Annotated in this window: 20 protein-coding genes and 2 pseudogenes; 10 read left to right on the top strand and 12 right to left on the bottom strand. The window is 60.8% G+C overall.

Annotation, left to right across the window (positions count from 1 at the left end):
• Position 1: 1 nt before the first annotated feature.
• From QTI17_RS28800 to QTI17_RS28785, 4 genes are read right to left on the bottom strand one after another with little or no spacing between them, the layout of a single operon-like run.
• Positions 2-979, bottom strand: coding sequence for a Bug family tripartite tricarboxylate transporter substrate binding protein (locus QTI17_RS28800; RefSeq protein ID WP_286537091.1), 978 nt, complete (start codon positions 977-979; stop codon positions 2-4).
• A 21-nt stretch (positions 980-1,000) separates the two neighbouring features.
• Positions 1,001-1,990, bottom strand: a complete 990-nt coding sequence (locus QTI17_RS28795; RefSeq protein ID WP_286537090.1) for a substrate-binding domain-containing protein — start codon at positions 1,988-1,990, stop codon at positions 1,001-1,003.
• 4 nt (positions 1,991-1,994) lie between these two features.
• Positions 1,995-3,314, bottom strand: coding sequence for a Rieske 2Fe-2S domain-containing protein (locus QTI17_RS28790; protein ID WP_286537088.1), 1,320 nt, complete (start codon positions 3,312-3,314; stop codon positions 1,995-1,997).
• 8 nt (positions 3,315-3,322) lie between these two features.
• Positions 3,323-3,793: a bacteriohemerythrin gene (locus tag QTI17_RS28785; RefSeq protein ID WP_286537087.1), complete on the bottom strand. Its 471-nt coding sequence runs from the start codon at positions 3,791-3,793 to the stop codon at positions 3,323-3,325.
• A 539-nt stretch (positions 3,794-4,332) separates the two neighbouring features.
• Here QTI17_RS28785 and QTI17_RS28780 point away from each other — a divergent pair.
• From QTI17_RS28780 to QTI17_RS28755, 6 genes are all read left to right on the top strand, one after another.
• Positions 4,333-5,310, top strand: a complete 978-nt coding sequence (locus tag QTI17_RS28780) for a Bug family tripartite tricarboxylate transporter substrate binding protein (protein WP_286537086.1) — start codon at positions 4,333-4,335, stop codon at positions 5,308-5,310.
• A gap of 29 nt (positions 5,311-5,339) precedes the next feature.
• The gene (locus QTI17_RS28775) at positions 5,340-5,864 is read left to right on the top strand and encodes a cupin domain-containing protein (RefSeq protein WP_286537085.1); all 525 of its coding nucleotides are present in this window, start codon (positions 5,340-5,342) and stop codon (positions 5,862-5,864) included.
• A 131-nt stretch (positions 5,865-5,995) separates the two neighbouring features.
• Entirely contained in the window at positions 5,996-6,787 is a 792-nt protein-coding gene (locus QTI17_RS28770) for an amidohydrolase family protein (RefSeq protein ID WP_286537084.1), read from the top strand.
• Between the two features lie 52 nt (positions 6,788-6,839).
• A complete protein-coding gene (locus tag QTI17_RS28765) occupies positions 6,840-7,841 on the top strand; it encodes a Bug family tripartite tricarboxylate transporter substrate binding protein (RefSeq protein WP_286537083.1) in 1,002 nt (333 codons plus the stop codon).
• A 70-nt stretch (positions 7,842-7,911) separates the two neighbouring features.
• Positions 7,912-8,784: a maleate cis-trans isomerase family protein gene (locus tag QTI17_RS28760; RefSeq protein WP_286537082.1), complete on the top strand. Its 873-nt coding sequence runs from the start codon at positions 7,912-7,914 to the stop codon at positions 8,782-8,784.
• A gap of 309 nt (positions 8,785-9,093) precedes the next feature.
• Positions 9,094-9,819: a class II aldolase/adducin family protein gene (locus tag QTI17_RS28755; RefSeq protein WP_286537081.1), complete on the top strand. Its 726-nt coding sequence runs from the start codon at positions 9,094-9,096 to the stop codon at positions 9,817-9,819.
• Positions 9,820-10,578: 759 nt separating this feature from the next.
• On the opposite strand, the gene QTI17_RS28750 is transcribed toward QTI17_RS28755, so the two are convergent.
• The 5 genes from QTI17_RS28750 to QTI17_RS28730 all read right to left on the bottom strand — a co-directional run bounded on the left by QTI17_RS28750 (position 10,579) and on the right by QTI17_RS28730 (position 15,031).
• Positions 10,579-10,959 (bottom strand): hypothetical protein, encoded by a 381-nt coding sequence (locus QTI17_RS28750; protein WP_286537080.1) that lies wholly within the window; start codon positions 10,957-10,959, stop codon positions 10,579-10,581.
• A 374-nt stretch (positions 10,960-11,333) separates the two neighbouring features.
• The gene (locus tag QTI17_RS28745; RefSeq protein WP_286521292.1) at positions 11,334-12,287 is read right to left on the bottom strand and encodes an alpha/beta fold hydrolase; all 954 of its coding nucleotides are present in this window, start codon (positions 12,285-12,287) and stop codon (positions 11,334-11,336) included.
• A 142-nt stretch (positions 12,288-12,429) separates the two neighbouring features.
• On the bottom strand, positions 12,430-13,035 hold the full coding sequence (locus tag QTI17_RS28740; protein WP_286521291.1) for an isochorismatase family protein: 606 nt from the start codon (positions 13,033-13,035) through the stop codon (positions 12,430-12,432).
• Positions 13,036-13,099: 64 nt separating this feature from the next.
• Positions 13,100-13,927, bottom strand: a complete 828-nt coding sequence (locus QTI17_RS28735) for a pirin family protein (RefSeq protein ID WP_286537079.1) — start codon at positions 13,925-13,927, stop codon at positions 13,100-13,102.
• Between the two features lie 30 nt (positions 13,928-13,957).
• Complete coding sequence (locus tag QTI17_RS28730; RefSeq protein ID WP_286537078.1) at positions 13,958-15,031, bottom strand: alkene reductase; 1,074 nt, start codon at positions 15,029-15,031, stop codon at positions 13,958-13,960.
• A gap of 98 nt (positions 15,032-15,129) precedes the next feature.
• Between QTI17_RS28730 and QTI17_RS28725 the strand changes: the two are divergent.
• Positions 15,130-16,024, top strand: a pseudogene (locus QTI17_RS28725) (LysR family transcriptional regulator).
• 6 nt (positions 16,025-16,030) lie between these two features.
• Here QTI17_RS28725 and QTI17_RS28720 read toward each other — a convergent pair.
• The 3 genes and pseudogenes from QTI17_RS28720 to QTI17_RS28710 all read right to left on the bottom strand — a co-directional run.
• On the bottom strand, positions 16,031-16,612 hold the full coding sequence (locus QTI17_RS28720) for a LysR substrate-binding domain-containing protein (protein WP_286537077.1): 582 nt from the start codon (positions 16,610-16,612) through the stop codon (positions 16,031-16,033).
• A gap of 552 nt (positions 16,613-17,164) precedes the next feature.
• On the bottom strand, positions 17,165-18,259 hold the full coding sequence (locus tag QTI17_RS28715; RefSeq protein ID WP_286537076.1) for a DNA-binding protein: 1,095 nt from the start codon (positions 18,257-18,259) through the stop codon (positions 17,165-17,167).
• Between the two features lie 235 nt (positions 18,260-18,494).
• A pseudogene (locus QTI17_RS28710) lies at positions 18,495-18,668 on the bottom strand (DNA-binding protein); the annotation flags it as partial.
• 222 nt (positions 18,669-18,890) lie between these two features.
• Here QTI17_RS28710 and QTI17_RS28705 point away from each other — a divergent pair.
• The 3 genes from QTI17_RS28705 (at position 18,891) to QTI17_RS28695 (ending at position 21,300) form a co-directional block, all read left to right on the top strand.
• Positions 18,891-20,033: a site-specific integrase gene (locus QTI17_RS28705; RefSeq protein WP_503011124.1), complete on the top strand. Its 1,143-nt coding sequence runs from the start codon at positions 18,891-18,893 to the stop codon at positions 20,031-20,033.
• A 167-nt stretch (positions 20,034-20,200) separates the two neighbouring features.
• On the top strand, positions 20,201-21,022 hold the full coding sequence (locus tag QTI17_RS28700) for an FRG domain-containing protein (protein ID WP_286537073.1): 822 nt from the start codon (positions 20,201-20,203) through the stop codon (positions 21,020-21,022).
• Between the two features lie 23 nt (positions 21,023-21,045).
• Positions 21,046-21,300 (top strand): ATP-binding protein, encoded by a 255-nt coding sequence (locus QTI17_RS28695; RefSeq protein ID WP_286537185.1) that lies wholly within the window; start codon positions 21,046-21,048, stop codon positions 21,298-21,300.
• Positions 21,301-21,374 lie beyond the last annotated feature (74 nt).

The following is a 21,374-nucleotide window of genomic DNA, read 5'->3' as shown; positions in this document are numbered from 1 at the left end:
TTTACTCGGCTTTCAGCTGCGCGCGCGCCGCAGCGTCGGTCACACGTTCTTTCTCGCTACGCAGCGCCTGTGCAAGTTGCTCTGGAGAACCACCCACTGGATCGACGCCCGCTTGATGCAGCTGCTCGACTACCTCCGGCTTCTTGACGATCTTCTCGATCTCGCGACTAATCCTTACGATGGCTTCGTTCGGTGTGCCATTTTTCGCCAGCACAGCGACGGTGAATGCGAAATCGAATCCCGGAATCTTCTCAGCCAACGCTGGCATCTGCGGTGCCAAGGGGGAACGTGTCGATGAGTTCGTGGCCAACAGCTTGGCTTGTCCTGCCTTGACAAAGCCCATCAAGGACGGCGGCGACGCAAACACCATGTCCACTTGACCGGCGATCAGGGCAGGGACCGAATTGGCGCTACCCTTGAATGGGACGTGCGTCATGACGATGCCGAAGCTGGCATTCATCGCTTCTGTTGTCAGATGGTGAATGCTTCCCGTTCCGGCGGAACCGTAGTTGAGTGCGCCAGGCTTTGCCTTAGCCAGTGCAATGAGTTCATCAAGGCTGTTCGCCTTCACGTCCTTGTTGACGGCGAGGAACAAAGGGGCCCTGCCGACAAGCGAGATCGGAACGAAATCGGTCGATGCGTCGTAGCCCACTTTCTTTGTCAGAAGCGGCGTGATCGACAGCATCGGCCCATCCGTCACCAATAGCGTGTAGCCGTCGGCCGGCGCCTGCATGATTGCAGAGGCAGCGACGGCGCCACCAGCTCCTGGCTTGTTGTCAACATAGACAGCTTGCCCCAAAACATCTCCAAGCGCGCGAGAAAGCACCCGCGCTACCGTATCCGGGAGACCCCCTGCTGAATAGGGTACAACCAGCTTGATTGGACGACTGGGGAAGCGCTCGGCATGCGCTATCGAAGCAGAGACGAAGCAGGCGGCAGATGCCAGGCCGAAGAGCCAAGCGATGGTCTTGCGTTTCATGGGGTGTGTCTCTGTGTCTATTTAGATGCTGTATGTTTCGTAGGTAGCCGGATGGAAGAGCTCGCTGACCGGAACCTGCCTGGACGACAGACCCTGCTCATGGTGGCTCCGGACGAAGGTTTCGAGTGTCCTGTTCGCCGCCGCCACTCCGTATGACCAGAAATCGTCGCCCATCGCATCGCGCGCCGCCTGCAGCTGCTCTTCGACGAACGGAAGAGTGACCTTTGTTGCCGACGTGTCCGACAGTAGCTCTAGGGCCGCCGCCTTCGACTGCGTGAAAGCCTTGACGACCGCGGCCGGGAGCCAAGGGTGCTGCGCAGCTAATTCCTTCCTAATGGCTGCTACGTGCATGATGGGGAATACACCGGTGCGCATGTAGTAGTCTTTTGCCACGGCCGTCGGGTCGTCGAACAGCCAACCGATGTTCGGATTCGCCAGTGCGGAACGGCTCGGCGGACGGGGCGCCATAAAGCCGTCGATCTCTCCCTGATCAAGCATCAGCGAGATCGTCGCCCCGTCGGGCGCTTGCTCGATGTTGATGTCGCCGGGAAGCTGCAGTTTGATCTTCTCTGGGCGGCCTGGCGTCTCGATGCCGCCGCGCACCCAGGTCACGTCGGCAGGACGTACGCCGTAGTCGTCCTGCAGAATCGCACGCGCCCAAACATTGGCGGTGAGTTGGTACTCGGGCACCCCGATACGCTTTCCCTTCAGATCTGTTGGCACCCGAATTCGGTCCTTGCGGACGTAAATGGATGTGTGCCGAAACGCACGCGACAGAAATACCGGAAGCGCAATATAGGGGCATTCACCCCTCGAGTGCTTTATCAGGTAACTGGAAAACGAGAGTTCGGTGATGTCGAAATCGACACTGCGCATCGCGCGAAAGAACATCTCCTCGGGATTAAGGAGCATGTATACGGGGTCGACACCGTCAATCTGAACGCGGCCGTCGAACAGAGGGCGAGTACGGTCATAGTCGCCCATGGCGATTGAGAGTTGGAGCTTGCTCACGGAATTACATCTTCACGGAATAGGAGGGTTCGAGTTCGGGATGATCAAGTCCGTCTTGCCACACGTAACGGACCTCATGTGTGCGCCAGTCAGTAGTCTTCGGTACGATGGCTTGGAAGGAGCAGACTGCAGGCGTAGCTGCTTCGGATCCGGTCCCGATCGCGGGCTCACCTTTCTCGAACGCTCGGACGGCCTCGACCATCTGCTTTCGAAATTCGACGATTGCCAAGTCGCTCGCGCCTAGACGGTCGTGGGTACGGTCTGCGATAGGCCCCATGGTCAGCCACATCGCTACGTCCTGATTCGGGAAACCAGTGATTCCGGTGAAGTTTCCCGCCTTCATGGCATTGCGGTCCTGCCAGAACCTATTGTTCTCGGTGCGCAGCGGACGATAGTTCTCGTCAAGATCGATTCCGACGGTTTGGCGCAGGAACTTTCGCCAAGTTTCAGTTTCGGGGGTTTGTGCCGGATGCCCCCACGCGATGAAATAGAACGCTGTGTTCGTATCGTCCATGGGAACGTTTATGTTCGCGACGTTGTAGAGATTGTTCGGTGGAATCAGTGCAGTCGCCGGGGCAACAAAGACCGTCGATCGAACGTAGTCGTTCGCAGCGGCGTTCGTGATTGGTCGACGAAGCGCGGCATAACGGAAACCGTATCCTGTTCGCTGCACCTGCATGCGCGGGGCTTTGTCCGTGGACGGACGCAGCCATGCTTTATCCGTGGCTTTCGCGCTGTCGACACGAGCGGGGACCATGTCGGACGAATGGAGGCTCGAACTGTGGGCTGAGTCGATAGCGCCTTCGAGAATCTGGGCCCAATTGCATGGCAACAATACTTTCGCGATGCTCACCCGGGTGTCCGACGTCGGGGCCCATGCTGGTGGCTGGAAGGACGGCATCGTCTCTTTCGGTCCCATGTAAGCCCATACCATCCCGCCCCATTCGGTGGCCGGATAGGCGGTGTGCTTGACTTTTTCGGCCATGCCGCTGGCTGCCGGCTCCGAGGCCATCTCGAGTACGTTGCCATCGACATCCATCTTCCAGCCGTGATAAAGGCAGCGCAACCCACCTTCCTCGTTGCGGCCGTACGTCAGGGACGCGCGACGATGTGGACAGAATTCGTCCATGACGCCAACACGGCCTTCTGTATCGCGAAAAACTACCAGGTCCTCGCCGAATACGCGTGCTTTGACAGGTGTGCCGTCAGGCTCGGTCACCTCCTCCAATAGGCACACAGGCGTCCAATGACGGCGCATCAATTGCCCCATCGGAGTCTGGCCCTCCACGCGGCAGAGCAGATCGTTTTCTTCGTGAGTCATCATGGTTTTCCCTACAGGTTGAAGTGGGCCAATGCGGCGGCCGGTTTGCGGCTCATGCGCAACACCATCGGCTTTGCATCGAACTGAAGTTTGCAAAGCCAGTGAGACAGAGCGGAATCGAGGTGCTGGACGTGGGCCGGGAACCATTCAGCCAACGCATCCGCCAGTCGTCGTGCAACAACGAATTCCCCGGCATTCAGACGCTTCCTGACGCCTGTCATCGTCGAAAGCACTGCGTCGTGCTCCTTGATGTGGCAATCGCGTGGCGGGAATCCCGATGTCAGCATTAGCGCGTTTTCCGCGGAGAAATGCGACGAGGTATGTGCAAGCAACTCGTCAAGCGCAACCACCATCCCATCTTCCGTCGCCCGCTGCATGCGCGCGATCATCTCGGCCAACAGCGTGTGTTCGTTGTCGATACCGGCGTGCCCGACCAGTAGGGAGTCTGACCAGATTTGCGGTGGCGCGGTCGTGAGATTCATAGCTGGCAGACCGCCCGGGATGGGGCGGAAAGTCTAATATGGTTAGGCGACTAACGATTCTAGGCCCGCAGATTTCCCTCGACAACGGCGCGTACCCTGGTGTTTCCCCTAGTATGGTTAGGCGCCTAACCATGAGGCAGGCATCCTTCAGATGCGGATGACGTCATCTACCCCTTCAGCATGAACAGATGCGAGCGCCCCTATGCGAGGAGCGTTCAAGGACGTTACCCGTCAAGGGACCCATAGGACTTTTCCGCAAGGCTTCAAAGAGAAGATGAAGTTCGGTGATGAGCTTTCTCGGCGCCAAACCCATGACTGAACTTCGCGAGACGGCGAGCGCACATCACATCTGCGTCCGGGCGGGGGGAAAGCGGTGCGTCTGCAACACCCGATCTGGATGGGACTTCGACATTCGTTTTTCCGATACAGCGAATAGCCCAAGGCAAGTTGCCTCGCGGCCCTTGACTCCTCAGAATCGACGCCAACAGTGCCCGCGGCCAAGAACCACAGGCCTGGAAACCGCCCCAGGAGACTACTTCATGAAGACGCTCAAGCGCCTTGCCACTCTCGCCACAGCGCTCTGGTGCCTCGTCAGCACATTCGATGCGCTCGCACAAGGCTCGCGCGACTATCCGAACCACCCGATCAAACTGATCGTGCCTTTTCCAGCCGGAGGGCCCACCGACTTTTTGGCCCGTGTCGTGGGGCAGCGTATGGGCGAGGCAATGCGACAGACTGTCGTGGTGGACAACAAGCCAGGCGCAAACACCATCATCGGCGCCGATTCAGTCGCAAAGGCAGCCCCGGATGGCTACACGCTACTAATGGCCATCGACAACACGCTGGTGATGAATCAGTACCTCTACTCGAAACTGCCCTATGACCCCCTTAATGACTTCGAACCAGTTGGCAAGGTCGCCACGACGCCGCTAGTGGTAATGACCAACCAAGCTGGCCCCAAGTCGATGCAAGCTTTGGTGGCACTGGCGAATGCTAATCCCGGCACGTTGAGCTATGGATTCGGCACTTTCACTTCTCAGCTCTCCGGAGAATTGCTCAAGCGCACGCTGGGCAAAGATGTGGTCTCTGTGTCCTACAAGGGCAGTGCGGGCACCACTCAGGGTCTGCTGTCCAAGGACGTCACATTCACAATCGATGGCATCACTACGGCCTTGCCCCATTTCGAGAAGGGCACGCTGCGGCCGCTGGCACGGCTGAGTGCCAAGCCGATCCCGACGCTTCCGAATGTGCCGGCGATGTCCGATGTGGGCATCAAGCTGCCTGAAATCGACGTATGGATGGCGCTGCTCGCCCCCAAAGGCACTCCGGCTGACGTGGTGGACAAGCTCAACCATGCGCTGACACATGCCCTCGCTTCCAAGGACGTGCAGGACAAGCTCCTTGGCGCCGGCTTGCTGGTTGATGCCAGTTCGCCCCAGGCGCTGCGCAGTTTCATCGCCTCGGAAGCCGCGCGGTGGCAACCAGTCATCGCGGAAGCCGGTATCAAGATCGATTGAGTTTTCATCACGTCCTGGAGGCATTGACCATGAGCACCAACCCGCAATCCAAAAGATTCGCACCGATTGTCCACAGCGCCGCCGAGTGGCGTGCCGAGATGGCACGCCTTTCCAGGCCAGGACAGCCCAGCTTCTTCCATATCCGGACCCAGCTGCCGAAAGAGGGTCGGACCAACCAGGTGCTGGGCGCCTCGCGCTATATGAACGTCGTGCTCAAGACTTACGCCAGCGGCGGCGAGAACGAGATCCATGCGCATTCGAATGAGGACCACGTATTTGTCATTCTGCAAGGCAGCGCTATGTTCCACGGGCCGAACGGTGAGACCCGCGAGGTGGGTAAGAACGACTGCGTTCTGCTGCCAGCCAAGACCTTCTACTGGTTCCAGACCAAGGAGGACGACGAAGAACTCGTCATGCTGCGCATCGGTGCGCACATTGATCCCGACAGCGACGTGCTTGCCCGCGTCGACCTAGAGGGCAAGCCTTTCGATGGCTACTCGGAGAAAAACAAGGAAGTGCCGGTGGTGCTCCACGAGGATCGCATCTTCGAGTGAATGGATTGCGCCTTCCACCCCCGCTCCAATCGACCGTGCGAACTCCTCCCATGATTCTGCTCTGTCAGCCTCCCGATCCAGTTCTCCGCAAGCCCAGACTGATCTGTCCACCTGGGACGACGGATTGCCACGTGCATGTCTACGGCCCCGTCGGTCGTTACCCGGTTGCCGCGACGCGCGCGTTCGACGTGCCCGATGCCTTGCCCATCAAACTGCGCGAGCTGCACGACACCTTAGGCGTCGAGCGTCTGGTGCTCGTGCAGCCCAGCGGCTATGGCACGGACAACCGCCGGCATCTGGACGCGGTGGCCGAGTTGGGGCGGCCGGCGCGCGTCATCGCCTCATTGCGGGCCGATGTGCCGGATGCCGACCTGGACCGAATGCATGAAGCTGGGGTGCGGGGCATTCGATACAACATCGGCCACGCAGGTGCCGTGCCGCTGGCCGACATGCCAGTGCTGGCAGCACGCATCGCCCGACTGGGTTGGCATGTGCAACTGCATGTCATGGATGACATGGGCCGTGCCCCTCTGTCCGACATCGAATCGACGCTGCGCGAGTTACCGACGGACGTTGTAATCGACCACATGGGCTCACTCAGACCGCATGAGGGTCTGGGCCAGCCCGGTTTCCAATCGTTGCTGAGGCTTGTGAACACGGGGCGATGCTGGGTCAAGCTCTCCTGCGGCTACCGCATGTCGCCCCTCCCGCCGCCCTACGAGGACATGGTGCCCTATGTTCAGGCGTTGCTCGCCGCCCGCGCCGACCGTCTGGTGTGGGCCAGCGACTGGCCACACGTGTCTTTCAAGGGGCTGATGCCCAACACCACGGATTTGCTGGATCAGATGCTGACCTGGGTGCCGGACGAGCAGCAACGTCAGCAGATCTTCGTACGCAATCCCGAAAAACTCTACGGGTTCTGAGCGGGCGTCCCACCGACGCCTTCTCACCGCCGCCCGTCCAGAAGGAGACTTCATGCTGATGTTCCGTCTGCTGCGCCGCTTAGCGCAGCGCACTGCGCTGCTCGCTCCCGTTTTGGCTTTCTCCAGTCTGACCACTGCGACACAGGCCCAGCCTGTCGCGAACTACCCGGCCAGGCCGGTTCGATTGATCATCCCCTTCCCCGCCGGCGGGCCGGCGGACGTGTTGGGACGAGCAATCGCACAGCGTCTGTCGGAGAAGTGGGGGCAACCCGTCGTCGTCGACAACAAAGGCGGCGCCAACACGCTGATTGCCGCGCAAGAGGCGGCCCGGGCCGCACCCGATGGCTACACGCTGTTTATGCCCCTGGACTCCACATACACCCTCAATCCGGCGCTCTACTCGCGACTGCCATACGATCCGATTAAGGACTTCGCTTCCATCTCGATCGTGGCCCGGCAGTCGCTGGTCCTTACCGCAACGGACCGAACATCCTTCAAGACCGTTGCCGATCTGGTGGCTGCTGCCAAGGCCAATCCCGGTGGCATCAACTACGGATCGAGCACCACGTCCACGCAACTCTCGGGAGAGCTGTTCAGGCGACAAACCGAGACAAAGCTCGTCCACGTGCCCTACCGCGGCGCATCGGAGGTGGTCAAGGGAATGCTCTCCGGCGACGTCCAGGTCAGCTTCGACGGCATTGCCGCCAATGTTCCGCACATCCAGTCCGGCAAGATCCGCGCGTTGGCCACCACTGGCTCAGCCCGCTCGGCGGCGTTGCCCGACGTGCCGACGCTGGCGGAGGCGGGGCTCAAGGGTTACGAACTGGTGATGTGGAATGCGCTGTCGGCGCCTGCCGGTACGCCCAGACCGATCATCGACAGGATCAACAAGGACGTCGTCGAAGTGGTGCAGCGCAAGGACGTCAAGGACCAACTCATGGCGTTTGGGCTCGAAACGGGGGGTACCACCCCGGAAGAAATGGACGAAACCATCCGTAGGGAATCCGCCAAGTACGCTCCCCTGATCAAGGAACTTGGCCTGAAGATGAACTAGGGGAAGGCCCCGTATGACTAGGACCCTTGACTACGGATCGCGCGGGCGGGTCGGCTTGCTCCTGCCCTCCGTGAACCAGGCTGCCGAGCCCCAACTGCGGGCAATGCTTCCCGCAGACATCGGCATCGCTGTCACGCGACTTAAGCTAGTGGATAGCTCGGAGCAGGCCTTGATGGGCATGATCCGCGACGTCGAAGTCGCATCTGAATTGCTCGCGGACGCTGGCGTGGATGTCGTGGTGTTCCACTGTACTGCGGCCTCGACCTACAGTACCGAGCTGGAAGCTTCTATCCTTGAGCGGATCGAGGGCGCCACGAGGTTGCCGGCCGTGGCGACGTCGCAAGCCCTGGTGGCTGCCCTGGAGGACTTGAAAGCCCGCCGTGTGGTTCTGCTTTCGCCCTACTTGGCGGCAGTCAATGAGCGGGAGGCAGCCTACTTCGTGCACCGCGGGTTCGACGTCCTTGGAAACGCTGGTTTGGGTTGCAGCACCGGCCGCGAAATGATGGCTGTCACACCCGAGGCCTGGCAGGCTTTTGCTCTGAGCCATGCCCATGCCCAATCCGACGCATACGTCCTGAGTTGCACTACCGTGCGAACCGCCGAAGCCGTCGAGTCGCTGGAGCAGTCCCTGGGGCGGCCTGTCATTACCAGCAACTCGGCCGTGGCCTGGTACTGCATGCGCAAGCTGGGTGTGACCACAGAGGTGCCAGGCTACGTCGACTGCTCGCCCGTGCCGATCCCATCTGAATCCGGCATGCAGACAAGTGGAATTTGTGTCGAAGCATGCCTTACTCAGCCGAGGAGGGTCTACATGACTCCGTTGGGATGGAAGGCAGGCTCTCCGCTGCAATCACTTCACCACCGCGCCGGATGGGGTGGTCTGCGATCCAGCAGTGGAGCTAGCTGTGGGCGTGCGGCCGCTTCCCGGGCGATGGTCCGGTAGCCGCCTAGGAGCCGCAGGTTGGTCGAGTGGGTCTGGGCACGGAGCGCGGCATGGGGCGGCGGATAGTATCCCAAGTCGCTCAGCCGCTTTGGAGACTCTCGCGGGTTTAGACACGTCGTCGAACACAGTCAAACCATTCAAGATCAGGCTTTGCCACCGTGGGACCTCCATTTGCCTCCGCTATGGAAGAACGCGGTATTTGTTGTCAGCTTGCGCGGTTGCACGCATAGGGGCTTAGGCGAAAAATACGTACCGACCTAGTCCGGACACTTCCTCAGGCTGCACTGCACTAATATAGGAGAACAAACAATGGCTATCCAACCGCCTTCCTCAGACCTCGTCGACCGCGTTGTGTACGCCAGTCGCATCCTGTACGACCAGAACATCGTCGATGGCCTCGGTCACGTCAGCGTGCGTCACGACAGCGAGCCAGGTGCCTTCCTGCTCTCGTGCAACCGCGCGCCAGGGATGGTGCGCCGACAGGACATCACGGTCTATGACTACGACGGCACTACGCTGTCGGAACAGAAGGAACGACCTTATCTGGAGCGCTTTATCCATGGCGAGATCTACCGTGCCAGGCCCGATGTCATGGCCGTTGTGCACAGCCATTCGCAGAGCGTGATCCCGTTCGCGATCACCAAGAACGCGCTGAAGCCAGTGTTTCACATGTCAGGCTTCCTCAGCGAAGGATCGGCGCACTTCGAGATCCGTGAAGCGGGTGGCAACACCGACATGCTGATCAGCAGTTCCTATCTCGGTGCGGCCTTGGCGAAGTCGCTTGGCAACCACAGTTGCGTACTGATGCGTGGCCATGGCTCCACGGTCGTCGGCACCTCGCTCGAGCAGGCCGTGTACCGTGCAATCTACGCTGAAGTCAACGCCAAGTTGCAACTTGCGGCCAGCAGCTTGGGCGAGATCACTTTCCTGAACAAGGAGGAGGCCCAGCTTTCGTCGGACATGAACGATGGGCAGATTCCGCGCTCATGGAACCTTTGGGTCAAGCGACTCGGAGAAATCGACCTGGACAAGTAAGCTCTAGAGGGATGTCCTCCTTGTTCTAAGTAAATAGATGCGCGAATAACTTATTAAATGTGCAAACAACTAAATAAATCCGCAAACAGTCAAACAGTCGCCCAAGGCAAGGAAGCCCTGTCTTCCGCAAATTGGAGGGCGAATAAAGGGCGACGTGAGGTCCGTAGAGCCATGCTCAGGAGTCTTTAGTCGACCCATTTCACTCCCACGAGCAGGGAACGAACAGCCGCTTCGGAGAAATCTGTACAGCCGGAGTGGGCCCCGTAGCCGCCGTACGCCTTGCTCGGAAGCAGCCGTTGGGCTTGGTCGTCCTTCCAGCCTCGCAGCTCCTCGCCTCATCTTATGAGGATGGCTGGGACCTTATCGCACTCTCTCAATGAGCGCCTTGATGGCTGCGGCGTGTAGACAAAAGACGATGGCCCCAAGCAAGAAGCCCACCAAGAAGATGGTGCAGTAGTTGTGAAGCGGCGTGTCATAGCCGAACCAAAAACCTGCCCCAACCGAGCATGCAAGAGTTGGCAGGGCGTAAGGGCGAGTCGAGGCTCGCCAGCTTCGATACATTAGGTGCAGGAGCGCTGCTCCGCCCAGCATTGCCCCAATGGTGAATAGGATTTCGCCGCCCACACGAGCCCTTTATCTGTTTGCCTCATTTTGACCGTCAGCCAGTACGGTCACCTCGGGGGAGATATTCTGAGGGACGCTCGAAGGTCTACTGCTGGCTGCGGATTCAACCGGTCGATGACCGTCTTCTACTGCCATTCAGTCCACCGAGGAATCATCTCCATAGGCTGGGTCGTCAAAGCATAGAAATCCGCGAGGATTGGTCAGCTCGTACGTGCATGCGGTGCCGTCATAGCAGTAGTTCCCTGGCGCATAGGTGGTGTGCACGGAGACACCAGGTTCGGGCGTGAATGGCACCGATGGCGGCTTGGAAAACGTCATGACTGACACGAACGTCTTACGGTCGAGCTGCAAAGCCTTCGGGGTGTTGCCCGCACCAATTTCTCTTCTTGCGATGGCTTGAAGCGCCTCCGGCAGGTACCACCAAAGTCTTGCCGCCTCTTGTTCGGCGAACGATTCCCCCGACCAGGTGAGGGACTCAGTTGTCCAAAGATACGGGGAAGTCGCATTTGGGTTCATTTGAACGTTGGGTCGCCGAGGGCAAGTCCGACGTCCTGCACCTGGTCACATGGACCATCGATGGTGTGAAGCCGCACGGTGGAGGGACGCGACGCTGCTCCCTTAATGCGAACCTGAACGGTGACTCTCATGGGGGCCTACCTTTCCTGAGATTGCGCAGCCGAGGCGGCGAGCCTTCGGTTGACGGCGCGCCGGTCGAAGCAATCGGGGTTGGTAGTGACGCAGGGTTTCCCATTCCTCGTTTTCCACCTCGTCGAGAAGATCGTCCAACTCGTGCGGGGACCTGCTCTCGCCGATCAAGGTGTACTCGTGTTGGCGCCGGCCGAAAATTGATCCACCGGTCAAAGTTCAACCGGCGCTGACACACCCGAACCTCAGTCGCCGCTGCGCGCATAAGGTTCCAGGAACCTTTCAAGAGCCTGCAGCAGTTCCTGCGGCTTTTCTTCGGCGGGAAAGTGGCCGCTGCCGGGGATGATGATTGAGCTCACGTCTTCGGCCACCGTCCGCAGCTCGTCCTCCACCATCGTGTTGCATGCCAATTCACCGGCGAATGCCAGCACCGGCAGCGTGAGCTTGCGCTTCATTCGCTCACGCGTCTGCGGGATCACCTCGTCGAGGGCGCGGTAGTAATCGAAGCTCGCGCGCAGTGCGTTGCGGTCCCGGGCCAGCAGGCTGATGTAGAAATCCTTGGCGTACTTGGGAATGGCCTCGGGCGAAGCGGCCTTGGTCTCGAACTGATGGCCGAAGTAGATGGCTTCGCGTCCGACGACCAGTTCCTCGTTCACGCCCAAGGCGCGGTTGAAGTTGAAGTGCCAGAGGAAGTCGCTCACGCCGCGTGCTTCAGGAAGCAGCGGCAGGGAGGACGAGATGCCGGGGATGTTCGCCTCGCCCAGCGCGATGCGCACGATGCGCCTGGGCTGCTCGTGGGCCATGGCATAGCCCACCCACATGCCGATGTCGTGACCGACCATGGCGAATCTGTCGTTCCCCAGCGCATCCATCAGCGCGAACATGTCACCGGCCAGGCTTGTGGAGTCGTAACCGCCCTCGGGCTTGTCGGAGACGCCCACGCCGCGCGGGTCCGCCGCAATCACGGTGAAACGCTTCGAGAGGGGCATCATCAGGTGCCGCCACGTGTACCAGCTCTGCGGCCAGCCGCCGAGCAGCAGCAGCGGCGGGCCCTCGCCGCCGATCACGACATGCAGGTTCAGCATGCCGCTCTGGACGAGGTAGCTGTCGAAGACGCTGGTGAAACCATCGGGTAGTTGGGGGACACCATGGACCGTACCGTAGGCATCAGTCCTGCGCAGGTTTGTCGTGGAGGTCATTTCAGTTCCTTTGGCCAATTCGTCGGCTCACTGTGGGTGTATCGGCCATGCGCCATGGCCCAACGCGCGATCTCGTCCTTTCGCATGAAGACCACGTGGGGATGCTTCAGAGCCTGCACGATGCGGCCGTCTCAGGTATGGCTCAGGAGATGCTGGCGCCCAGGGCCGGGAACACGTCGGAGAACAGCAACCCGATGAGCTGCTGGCCTGTGGGGGTGGACCAGTCCTGCGCGATTTCCGCCATAAGCGTGTTCGTGGCGGTCAGAACGACACCGGCATCGTGCATGCGTTGGCGCGAGAACTCTTCGCTCAAATCGCTCGGGGAGCCCGATGCATCCATCACGGCCTGCACGCCGAAACCTTCCTTCGCTGCGTCGATGGCAGGGAAGATGAGACAGACGTCGGTGGTCACGCCGGCCATGATGAGGTTCTTGCGCCCAGTCGCGAGCACGGCCTTCTTGAAGTCAGGGTAGGCCCAGGCGTTGACGACGCCCGGACGCTTGACGCGTGCCGCATGTGCTTCCGGGAGGATTTGCGCAATCTCCGGAAGGATGGGGCCCTGCGCCCGGTCTTCCTGGCTGGACGTGATGACGACCGGCATGTTCAGAATCTTCGCCATCTTGGCCAAGGCAATCGACTGCTTGGCAGCGAGTTCCTTGTCGATGTTCTTGATGAGTTGCATGGTGCCGACCTGGTGGTCGATGAGCAGCAAAGCAGAGTTCTCGGCGGTGAATTGTTCAGACTTCATGATGTAGCTCCTTGGATGTGAATGGGGCGGATGGGCCACCTGCCCCGGAGTGTGTGGCTGCCCCTTACAGGCGTCCCATATCGCCACGGTGATAGGCGGCCGCCGCTGCGGCCAGGTTGTCCCGGCTTGCGAAGGCCATCGGGCCATTCGACAGGACAGGTTGCTCCAGCGGCTTGCCGATGAAGACGGCGACCTTGGCGCTGCCCGCCTTGGCCACGAGCCTGTGGGCCGTCGCATCGGCGCCGGTCGGCATGATGGGCGCCCCCAGGTCGTCCAGGCCGAAGCTCTGGCCATCGACTTCGGCGCTGCCGAAGACCGGCATGAAGAAGGCGCGCTGCCCCGCTGGGACGGTCACCTCGAGTTCGGCGTTTTCCTCCAGCGTGACGTCCAGCAAGGTGACGTCGGTCGGCGGTGTCAGTGGCGAGCGAACGCCACCGAAGCTGCCCAAGGGCACGCGCACACGCGCACCGGGGCGCTGCACGACGGGCACATCCTGTGGCCGCAAGGTCAACGCGAACGGCGCCTCCGTCTGGCGGTCTTCAGGCAGGTTCACGAAGATTTGCAGCAGGTGCGTTGTGCTCCCCAGCACCGCAGGGTTCTCTTCATGCACCACGCCGCGCCCTGCGGCCGTCCAGTGCAGGCCACCGGGTTCAATCAGGGTCCTGTTGCCCTGCGAATCGCGGTTCGCAATGCCCGTCTCCGAATCGAGAAACAGGTAGGTCACTGCAGAGAATCCCGCATGAGGATGTGGCGGGAACGTGGGTGCGCTCATCCAGGCGTGGTCGATGCCCATGAAGGGGTCGAGCTGCGCGGGGTCAGCGCCGTGCAGGCGGTAGGCGCGGAACTGCGTTCCCCGATTGGCGCGCTGCATGCGGGCGATGGTGGCGGTCATGGCATAGGCTCCTCGTGGCGTTAAGCCACTTCAATCGACCTCGGCGGGGACCAGCGCTGGGTAGTCAATGTAGCCCTTGGCGGTCGGCGGTGCGAAGAAGGTGGTGCGGTCCGGCGCATTGAGCTCTGCGCCTACCCGGAAGCGTTCCGGCAGGTCCGGATTAGCGAGGAACGGCGCGCCGAACACAGTGGCATCGGCCTTGTCTTCCTTGAGCAGCGTCTCGGCGGCTTCCTGCGTGAGGCCGCTGCCAATCAGGTAAGCGCCTTCGAACTGTGACCGCAGCAGCGCGTGATAGTCGACCTTTGTCGTGCCGAACAGGGCCACGTGCAGGTAGGCCAGGCCCCAACCCTTCAGCTTGTCGACCAGGTAGGTGTAGGTCTCTTGCGGAGCCGCATCGGAGATGCTGTTGTAGTTCATCTCCGGAGAAATCTTGATGCCGACGCGGTCGGCACCGGCTTCGGCCGCCATGGCGTCGAGCACATCCAGGACGAAGCGCGCCCGGTTCTCGACCGAGCCACCGTACAGGTCCTGCCGCTGGTTGCTGCCGGAGGACAGGAACTGCTCCGGCAGGTAGCCCGATGCCGCGTGCAGTTCGACACCGTCGAAGCCAGCTTCGATGGCGCGCCGGGTTGCTTGCCTGTAGTCGTCGATGACACCGGCAATCTCTTCCAGGCTCAGCTCGCGTGGCGTGACGAAGTCGACCTGACCGACGGGGGTCCAGGCCTGCCCTTCGGGCTTGATGGCAGAAGGGGCCACGGGGATGGCGCCGTTCAGCAGCGAGGGGTGCGAGACCCGGCCGCAGTGCATGAGCTGCATGAAGATACGTCCGCCGCGAGCGTGCACGGTCTCAGTCACCTTCTTCCACGCCGCCACCTGCACTTCGGTCTCGATGCCCGGCGTATGTACGTAGCCCTTTCCCATGGCAGAGGGGAAGACACCCTCGGTGATGATGAGCCCGGCACTGGCGCGCTGCGCGTAGTACGCGACAGTCATGTCGCCGGCGACGCCGCCGTCGCTCGCGCGGGAGCGGGTCATCGGCGCCATGACGACACGGTTCGGGGCGACGAGGCGGCCGATGCGGACGGGGGTGAGAAGTTGCTTCATGGTCAATCCTTCAATTTGGTGGCTAATGTTCGTTTATTCCCACTGAGAGATAAATACGGTAAATTGGCAAACATTGGTTCAAATTTGGCGCAATCTATTTGGAATTGCTGAACGACATGGCGCTGTTCGTGGAAGTGGCCCACGCCCGCAGCTTTCGCGGGGCTGCCGATGTGACCGGGGCGCCCAACTCGACGCTGTCGCGCCGCATCAGCGCGCTGGAGAAGGCCATCGGCTTGCGACTGCTGCATCGCACGACGCGCAAGGTCGAGCTGACCGAGGCCGGCCAGGTCTACTACGAGCGCTGCCGGCGCATCGTGGACGAAGCTCGCATCGCGCACGAGCAGTTGGGCGAGATGCTGGCTCAGCCCAGCGGCGTTCTGCGCGCATCGCTACCGGTGGACTTCGCGACCATCTACATGGCGCCCCCTGGTGGCGGAATTTGCGCGCCGATATCCCGGCATCGCCTTCGACTTCGATCTGACGCCGAGGCGTGTGGACCTTGTCTCCGAGCCGTTCGACGTGGCCATCCGCATGGGCGAACTGCCCAACTCGAACCTGATTGCCCGGTTGCTGGCGCGGCTGTCGGTGCAGGCCTATGCCTCGCCTGGCTACCTGAAGGTCGCGGGCGAGCCAACCCATCCGTTAGACCTCTCGCAGCACGAGTGCCTTGGCTTTGCGAAGGCCGCGACCTGGGAACTGCACCGTGGCGCCGAATCGGTGCAGGTCGAAGTCGGCGGGCGCTTCCTGGTCAACAGCGTCGGCATTTTCCGTCGCTTGGCCACGCTGGACTTGGGCGTCGTGCTGCTGCCCGAGGAAATCGTGGCGGAGGATGTAGCCGCAGGTCGCCTGCAGCGGATACTGACGGACTGGGAGGGCAAGTCGACGCCGGTCTACGCGCTGACTGAAACGCGGCTACTGCCCGCCAAAGTGCAGCGATTCATCGAGTTCCTGCAGGAGCGCCTGGGCCAGCGCGACACGTCGGCGCAGGCTTGAGGGCGGCTAAGCCGGCGTATCGTGAATGGCCTTGGGCAGATGCTCCACCAGGTGGTCGATGAGGCTGCGCACGGACGGCAGCATGCCGCGAGGCGGCGGATACACGAGGTGAATCAGGTTTTCGCCGGCAGACCACTCAGAAAGCACCTGTTCGAGCGCGCGGCTGCGTAGCGCCTCGGCGACGATGGGTTCGGGCATCAGCACGATGCCGATGCCATGTAGCGTAGCCTGGTGCTGCACCCGCAGGTCGCTGGATACCAGGCGTGGGCTGAGAGGGACGCGGGCCTGCTCGCCGGCGCTGCTCGTGACCGACCAGACCGCCGCGCCGTCCTGCTGGTCGCCCAGTTGGCTCACCACGTCGAAGTTGGAAATCTCTGATGGGTTGGCAGGCCTGCCGTTGCGGTCAAGGTAGGCCGGGCTGGCGACCAGGATTCGTCGGGCCGTTCCCAGCGTCTTCACAACCATGCCGGCATCACCGTCCATCTGTGGCCGGGCCCGCAACACCAGGTCGAATCGCTCCTCAATCTGGGCGACCGACCTGTCGGTGGCCGCTGCTGCTGCGGTCTCTGCCACGTTGTCGTTGCCCACCGAAGCAGAGGCGCGATGTGCAAGGGATAATGCAAAGCGATCCGCCTCTAATCTCCTCTCTGCTCATCCGGCATCAAGGCGATCGACGCTCTGTCGCTCGCAACTTGTCGCCACAGAGGAGGGGGGCGCGAGCGGAAGGCCTCTGCTTTCGAGAGGGGAGGGCTTCCCGCTGCCGCTCTGTGGGGCCTCAAGAGCTCATTTACGCTCGATGTGTGGTCGCGACAGGATTCCCGATACTTTTCAGAAGCTGACCCGATGTGCGAATGTTGTCGCGGAGACGGCTGTTTGTTGTGCAAATTGTTGACGGGACTGGGCCGAGCCGCCGAGCACCTGGGGCAACTTCAGTGACTAGCCTTATTTAACATAAGGCACATTGTATTTTTTAAGTGCTTGATTTATATAGCTTTTTTCTGGCGCCGAGACAATGCTGACGCGGCAAAAAGGGTTGTGCAAGACATTGGATCGTAGTCAGCCTCCGATTGGCCAGACTTTTTCAAACGAGCCACCCGCCACGCGCTCAGTCGCATGCCCACTTCCTGGCGCAGTAGACCGTCAATCTCCCCTGGAAACGATCGTCGCTCGCTTCCGCGGTGTCTTGGCCGCCGGCTCAGCTCGCGCCTCGAACCGGAGCAGCGCGGCGACTGCCGAAGCATGGCTTTCCCTGAGTTGTGCGATCTCCCGCTCGGATTGCTCTCGGGTTCGCTGCGATTGAGAGGTGAGATCATCGATGCGTCGTTCCGCGCCGGCGGCGCGTTCGCGAAGGGTCACGAGCTCGAGCCGCGCTTCCTGATCCTGGCGTGCCCAAGCAGTTGCCGCGTCACGATGCAATGCCTTTTCGCCCTCAAGTTCCTCCTTCGCTGCGTCTTGGGCCCTGCGCGCGGCTTCGACTTCGGCTGCGCGCGCTTTGCGTTCCTTGTCGAGTTCCGCTGCTGACTGGCGCGTGGCCATGCGCTCCCGATCGACCTCGGAAAGAAGGCGTCGCTCCTGCGCGAGGTGGCGCTCTTCAGCTTCTTCTACGGCGCGCCGTTTGACCTCAAGCTCCATCGCGGCTTTCTCTCTCAAGGCTTCCTTGCTGGCCAGGGCGTCGTCAAGTGCCTTGCGCAGACGTCGTATCTCCGCTTCCGAATCATGGAGGATGCGTGCTGACTCTTGCTGTTGGGCTTGAATCTGCGCCTGCATTGCCTCAATGGCTTGGCGCGACGATGCCAAAGCCTCGTCGAGCTTCAAGCGGGCCTGCTCGAAAGTCGATTCCCGCTGCTGCAGGTTCGCTTCCTTCTGAATGAAAGCCTCGCGCTCCAGATCAAATTCGCGCTGCGTGGCTTCTGTCTTCTGGAGCTGAACTTGGTCGGCCTCGCGGCGGGCAGCTTCCCAGATGTGCTGAGCAGCTTGAACGATGACCAGTGGAAGCCGCTGTGCTTCGCCGTCGGCCAGGTTGGCGCCATGACCGTCCAGACGTTTGCCGAGCGTTGCGAACCAGCGCTCCAGCATCGGGCTCACGGTGTTGGGCGAGCCGCTGCCGATTTTCTGGCGCACGCGCTCGATAGTCGGTCGAAGGCCCTCGTGAAGCAAGGCGTCGGCAGCTTCCCAAACCTGCGACTCCTGTACGCCGCGCCCCGATCTGATCGGGTGCTGCACGTTATCAATCACTCAATTGCTCCTTGCCAGATGTTGATCGCGTGTTGCAGGTGTCAGACGCTGTCTTGTCGGGTGACGACAGCATTCAAACACCTTTCATCTTTGACCGAAGCCAAGTGAATCGTGTCGCTGAGCAGAAGCCCCCAGGCATGTCCACAAAAGGCTTGCTTTCCGACCCTTGGAAGACTTTTGCTTCCTTTCCGGGCAAGACCAACATTCACTGAATGCTGTCGCATATCCCTGCACATTCCAAAAGCGAATGCTGTCGCCCGACTGAGCCGCTGCCGATCTTCTGGCGCACGCGCTCGATGGTCGGGCGCAGGCCTTCATGCACCAGCGCATCTGCTGCTTCCCAGACCTGGGCCTCTTGAATTCCGCGGCCGCCGCGCGGCGGGAAGGTGCTGACGTTCGAACTTTCCATGACTTTCCTCCAGATCTGGCCCGGCCACCGGACGGTCGGACGGACACGATTCGCTGTTCTTCCGGGATCCCGTTTTCACTTTCGATAATAATAGATTATCGGAAGTGATGTAGAATATACGTAAGACATCATACATGCCATGTGTGATAAATAACACCAAAGCGGCTCGAGGCGGACTTCGCCCGTCGCCGTCCGTGAAGCCAATGCCGCTGGAGGTCGTCCATGAAATCTGCTGAAAAAGTGCCGCCGTCTGAGGTGCCCAAGGTCTCCAAGGCCCTCGTGCCCCTGAAAAGCGACCACGCGCTGCTCGATCCCGGCCAGCTGTCCGACATGGCCGAGGAAGCCGCCCACGACCTGATGGCCGAGGGCGAATCCGACAACACGCGCCTGGCGTACCGCGCCGCCATGCGCTACTGGGCGGCCTGGTTCGGCGCGCGGTACGGGCGCCAGATGGTGCTTCCGGTTGCAGTCCCTGTGGTCGTTCAGTTCATCGTCGACCATGCGCAGCGCTCGACCAAGGCGGGCCTCGAGCACCAGTTGCCGCCCGAGATCGACGAGGCGCTGGTGGAAGCCGGTTTCAAGGGAAAGCTCGGCGCGCCGGCGCTGAACACCCTGATGCACCGGATCTCGGTGCTCTCGATGGCGCACCACGTTTCCAAACAGGCCAATCCGTGCGTGGATCCGGCGGTGAAGGTGCTGCTGAGCAAGACCCGAAAGGCCTATGCGAAGCGCAACGCCCTGCCCCACAAGCAGCGTGCGCTGACCAAGGAGCCGCTGGAGGCGGTGCTGGAAACCTGTGACGACTCGCTCAAGGGAAAGCGCGACCGCGCCCTCCTCCTCTTCGCCTGGGCCTCGGGCGGGCGCCGGCGCTCGGAAGTCTCAGAGGCTGTGTTCGAGAACCTGCACCGCGGGGATGAAGGCGCCTATCTGTACACCTTGGCCAGTTCGAAGACAAACCACAACGGGAAGATCCGCTCGGAGGACGTGAAGCCGGTGGTCGGGTCGGCGGCGGTGGCGCTGGACGCGTGGCTCCAGGCCAGCGGCATCAGCTCGGGGCCCCTCTTCCGGCGCATCCTCAAGAACGGCAAATTGGGCACCGACGGGCTGTCGGGGACCGCGGTGCGGGACATCGTGAAGGCGCGGTGCGCGCTGGCGGGGGTGGGAGAGGATTTTTCGGCGCATTCGCTGCGCTCGGGGTTCGTCACAGAGGCGGGCAGACAAAACATGCCGTTGCAAGAGACGATGGCGATGACGGGGCATCGGAGCGTGGATACCGTCGCGGGGTATTTCAGAGCAGGTGCCGCTCAAGTGACCGCCGTGGCCCGAATGATTGATTCGCCAACGGCTAGAGGAGAGAATGGTTGAAATCCGAGCGCATGGGCTTTCGCGAACAGTCGAGAGGGCCGCGATAGGAAAGTTGGCCTAATCCGGCCACCAATTCAATAAGCAATGCTGTGATCCGACCGCACCAGAAAAAAGCGCGATCGGACAGTTTGATCCAAAAGTCGAGCGAATCACCTAAGGAGCGCCATATGGCGGAGAAGCCGACCCTGATCAAATCGCGTCTCAAGGATGGTGTGCGTGAAATTTCGCTCCCCTCTTGGACGAGCTTTCACAATCATCTTGAAGAGAGCCCCCATTGGCATTTAGTGTGGCGTGGTCAAAAAAATCCCAGCTGGCAATTGCGTCCGACACTTGACCGATTGCTTTGGGCGGGCAAGCCAACAAGCCATGCCGGCTTCTATAACGTCATTTCTCGCAAGCTTCGACCCGCATACGAAAAGCACCTACGAACCTTCCAGTTGGCCACTCGCGGGAGGCGCGGGGTTCACCCGAATCGTGAGCTAACTGAAAATGACTGGTGGGCTCTCGGCCAGCACTTCGGTCTTGCAACTCCGCTACTCGATTGGACAGCTTCACCGTTTGTCGCTGCATTCTTTGCCTTCGCAGACGAACCAAGTTCAGATGGGAAGGACAGAAGCATCTGGGCTTTGTCGACTTTGGCGGCCACCGAGCGCTCTGCGGAGATCGCCAAGCATTCTTCCTCGTCGCGCCCCCCCATTGTGGAATTTATTCATCCGATGTCGGACGAAAATCCGAGGCTAGTCAACCAAGGAGGACTCTTCACACGAGGACCGGATGGCGTACCAATAGATAATTGGGTCAAGAAGGAGTTTGCAGGCTCCATACAGCAAACTATTCTGACACGCTTTACCATCCCCGAGGCTGAGAGAATTAGTTGCCTGCGTATGCTGAACAAGATGAACATAAACCATCTTTCGCTCTTTCCTGATCTGACCGGAGCAAGTAGTTATTGCAATTTGGGCCTGTTGATTGAGCACTATTCGTCGTAGTTCGCGGCAGGTCCCGCAGCGAGCTGATCGAGATCATCGGCGACCGAACGGCCAGCAAGGCACCCACCATCACCGCGCAACTGCCGATCGAGCATTGGCATGCTTGGGTGGAGGACGCCACCATCGTCGACGCGTTCCTCGATCGCCTGATGCGTCAAAACCACCGACTCACCCTCATGGGTGAATCGGTTCGGCAGGAGTCAAGATCCATCCGAAGAAAAAGAGCACAGACCCAACGTCCGCTTCTACAATCTGAACGCGCAACTCAGCTCGCATGACGACCGGGCACGATCAAGCGGAATCGTCAGTCACGTTCGCCGGAATACGCACCGGCCGTCTCCCCTGGGGACGG

This window comes from Variovorax sp. J31P179, assembly GCF_030316985.1.
GTDB lineage: Bacteria > Pseudomonadota > Gammaproteobacteria > Burkholderiales > Burkholderiaceae_C > Variovorax > Variovorax ginsengisoli_B.
Note: the sequence above shows the minus strand (reverse complement) of the source record. Positions and strands in the feature narration are given on the sequence as shown.

Coding starts and splice junctions, on each gene's coding strand:
- QTI17_RS28755 (WP_286537081.1), top strand. CDS start 9,094: ATGGCTATCCAACCGCCTTCCTCAGACCTCGTCGACCGCGTTGTGTAC.
- QTI17_RS28705 (WP_503011124.1), top strand. CDS start 18,891: ATGAAATCTGCTGAAAAAGTGCCGCCGTCTGAGGTGCCCAAGGTCTCC.
- QTI17_RS28765 (WP_286537083.1), top strand. CDS start 6,840: ATGCTGATGTTCCGTCTGCTGCGCCGCTTAGCGCAGCGCACTGCGCTG.
- QTI17_RS28735 (WP_286537079.1), bottom strand. CDS start 13,927: ATGACCGCCACCATCGCCCGCATGCAGCGCGCCAATCGGGGAACGCAG.
- QTI17_RS28740 (WP_286521291.1), bottom strand. CDS start 13,035: ATGAAGTCTGAACAATTCACCGCCGAGAACTCTGCTTTGCTGCTCATC.
- QTI17_RS28800 (WP_286537091.1), bottom strand. CDS start 979: ATGAAACGCAAGACCATCGCTTGGCTCTTCGGCCTGGCATCTGCCGCC.
- QTI17_RS28790 (WP_286537088.1), bottom strand. CDS start 3,314: ATGATGACTCACGAAGAAAACGATCTGCTCTGCCGCGTGGAGGGCCAG.
- QTI17_RS28700 (WP_286537073.1), top strand. CDS start 20,201: ATGGCGGAGAAGCCGACCCTGATCAAATCGCGTCTCAAGGATGGTGTG.
- QTI17_RS28730 (WP_286537078.1), bottom strand. CDS start 15,031: ATGAAGCAACTTCTCACCCCCGTCCGCATCGGCCGCCTCGTCGCCCCG.
- QTI17_RS28775 (WP_286537085.1), top strand. CDS start 5,340: ATGAGCACCAACCCGCAATCCAAAAGATTCGCACCGATTGTCCACAGC.
- QTI17_RS28745 (WP_286521292.1), bottom strand. CDS start 12,287: ATGACCTCCACGACAAACCTGCGCAGGACTGATGCCTACGGTACGGTC.
- QTI17_RS28785 (WP_286537087.1), bottom strand. CDS start 3,793: ATGAATCTCACGACCGCGCCACCGCAAATCTGGTCAGACTCCCTACTG.
- QTI17_RS28780 (WP_286537086.1), top strand. CDS start 4,333: ATGAAGACGCTCAAGCGCCTTGCCACTCTCGCCACAGCGCTCTGGTGC.
- QTI17_RS28750 (WP_286537080.1), bottom strand. CDS start 10,959: ATGAACCCAAATGCGACTTCCCCGTATCTTTGGACAACTGAGTCCCTC.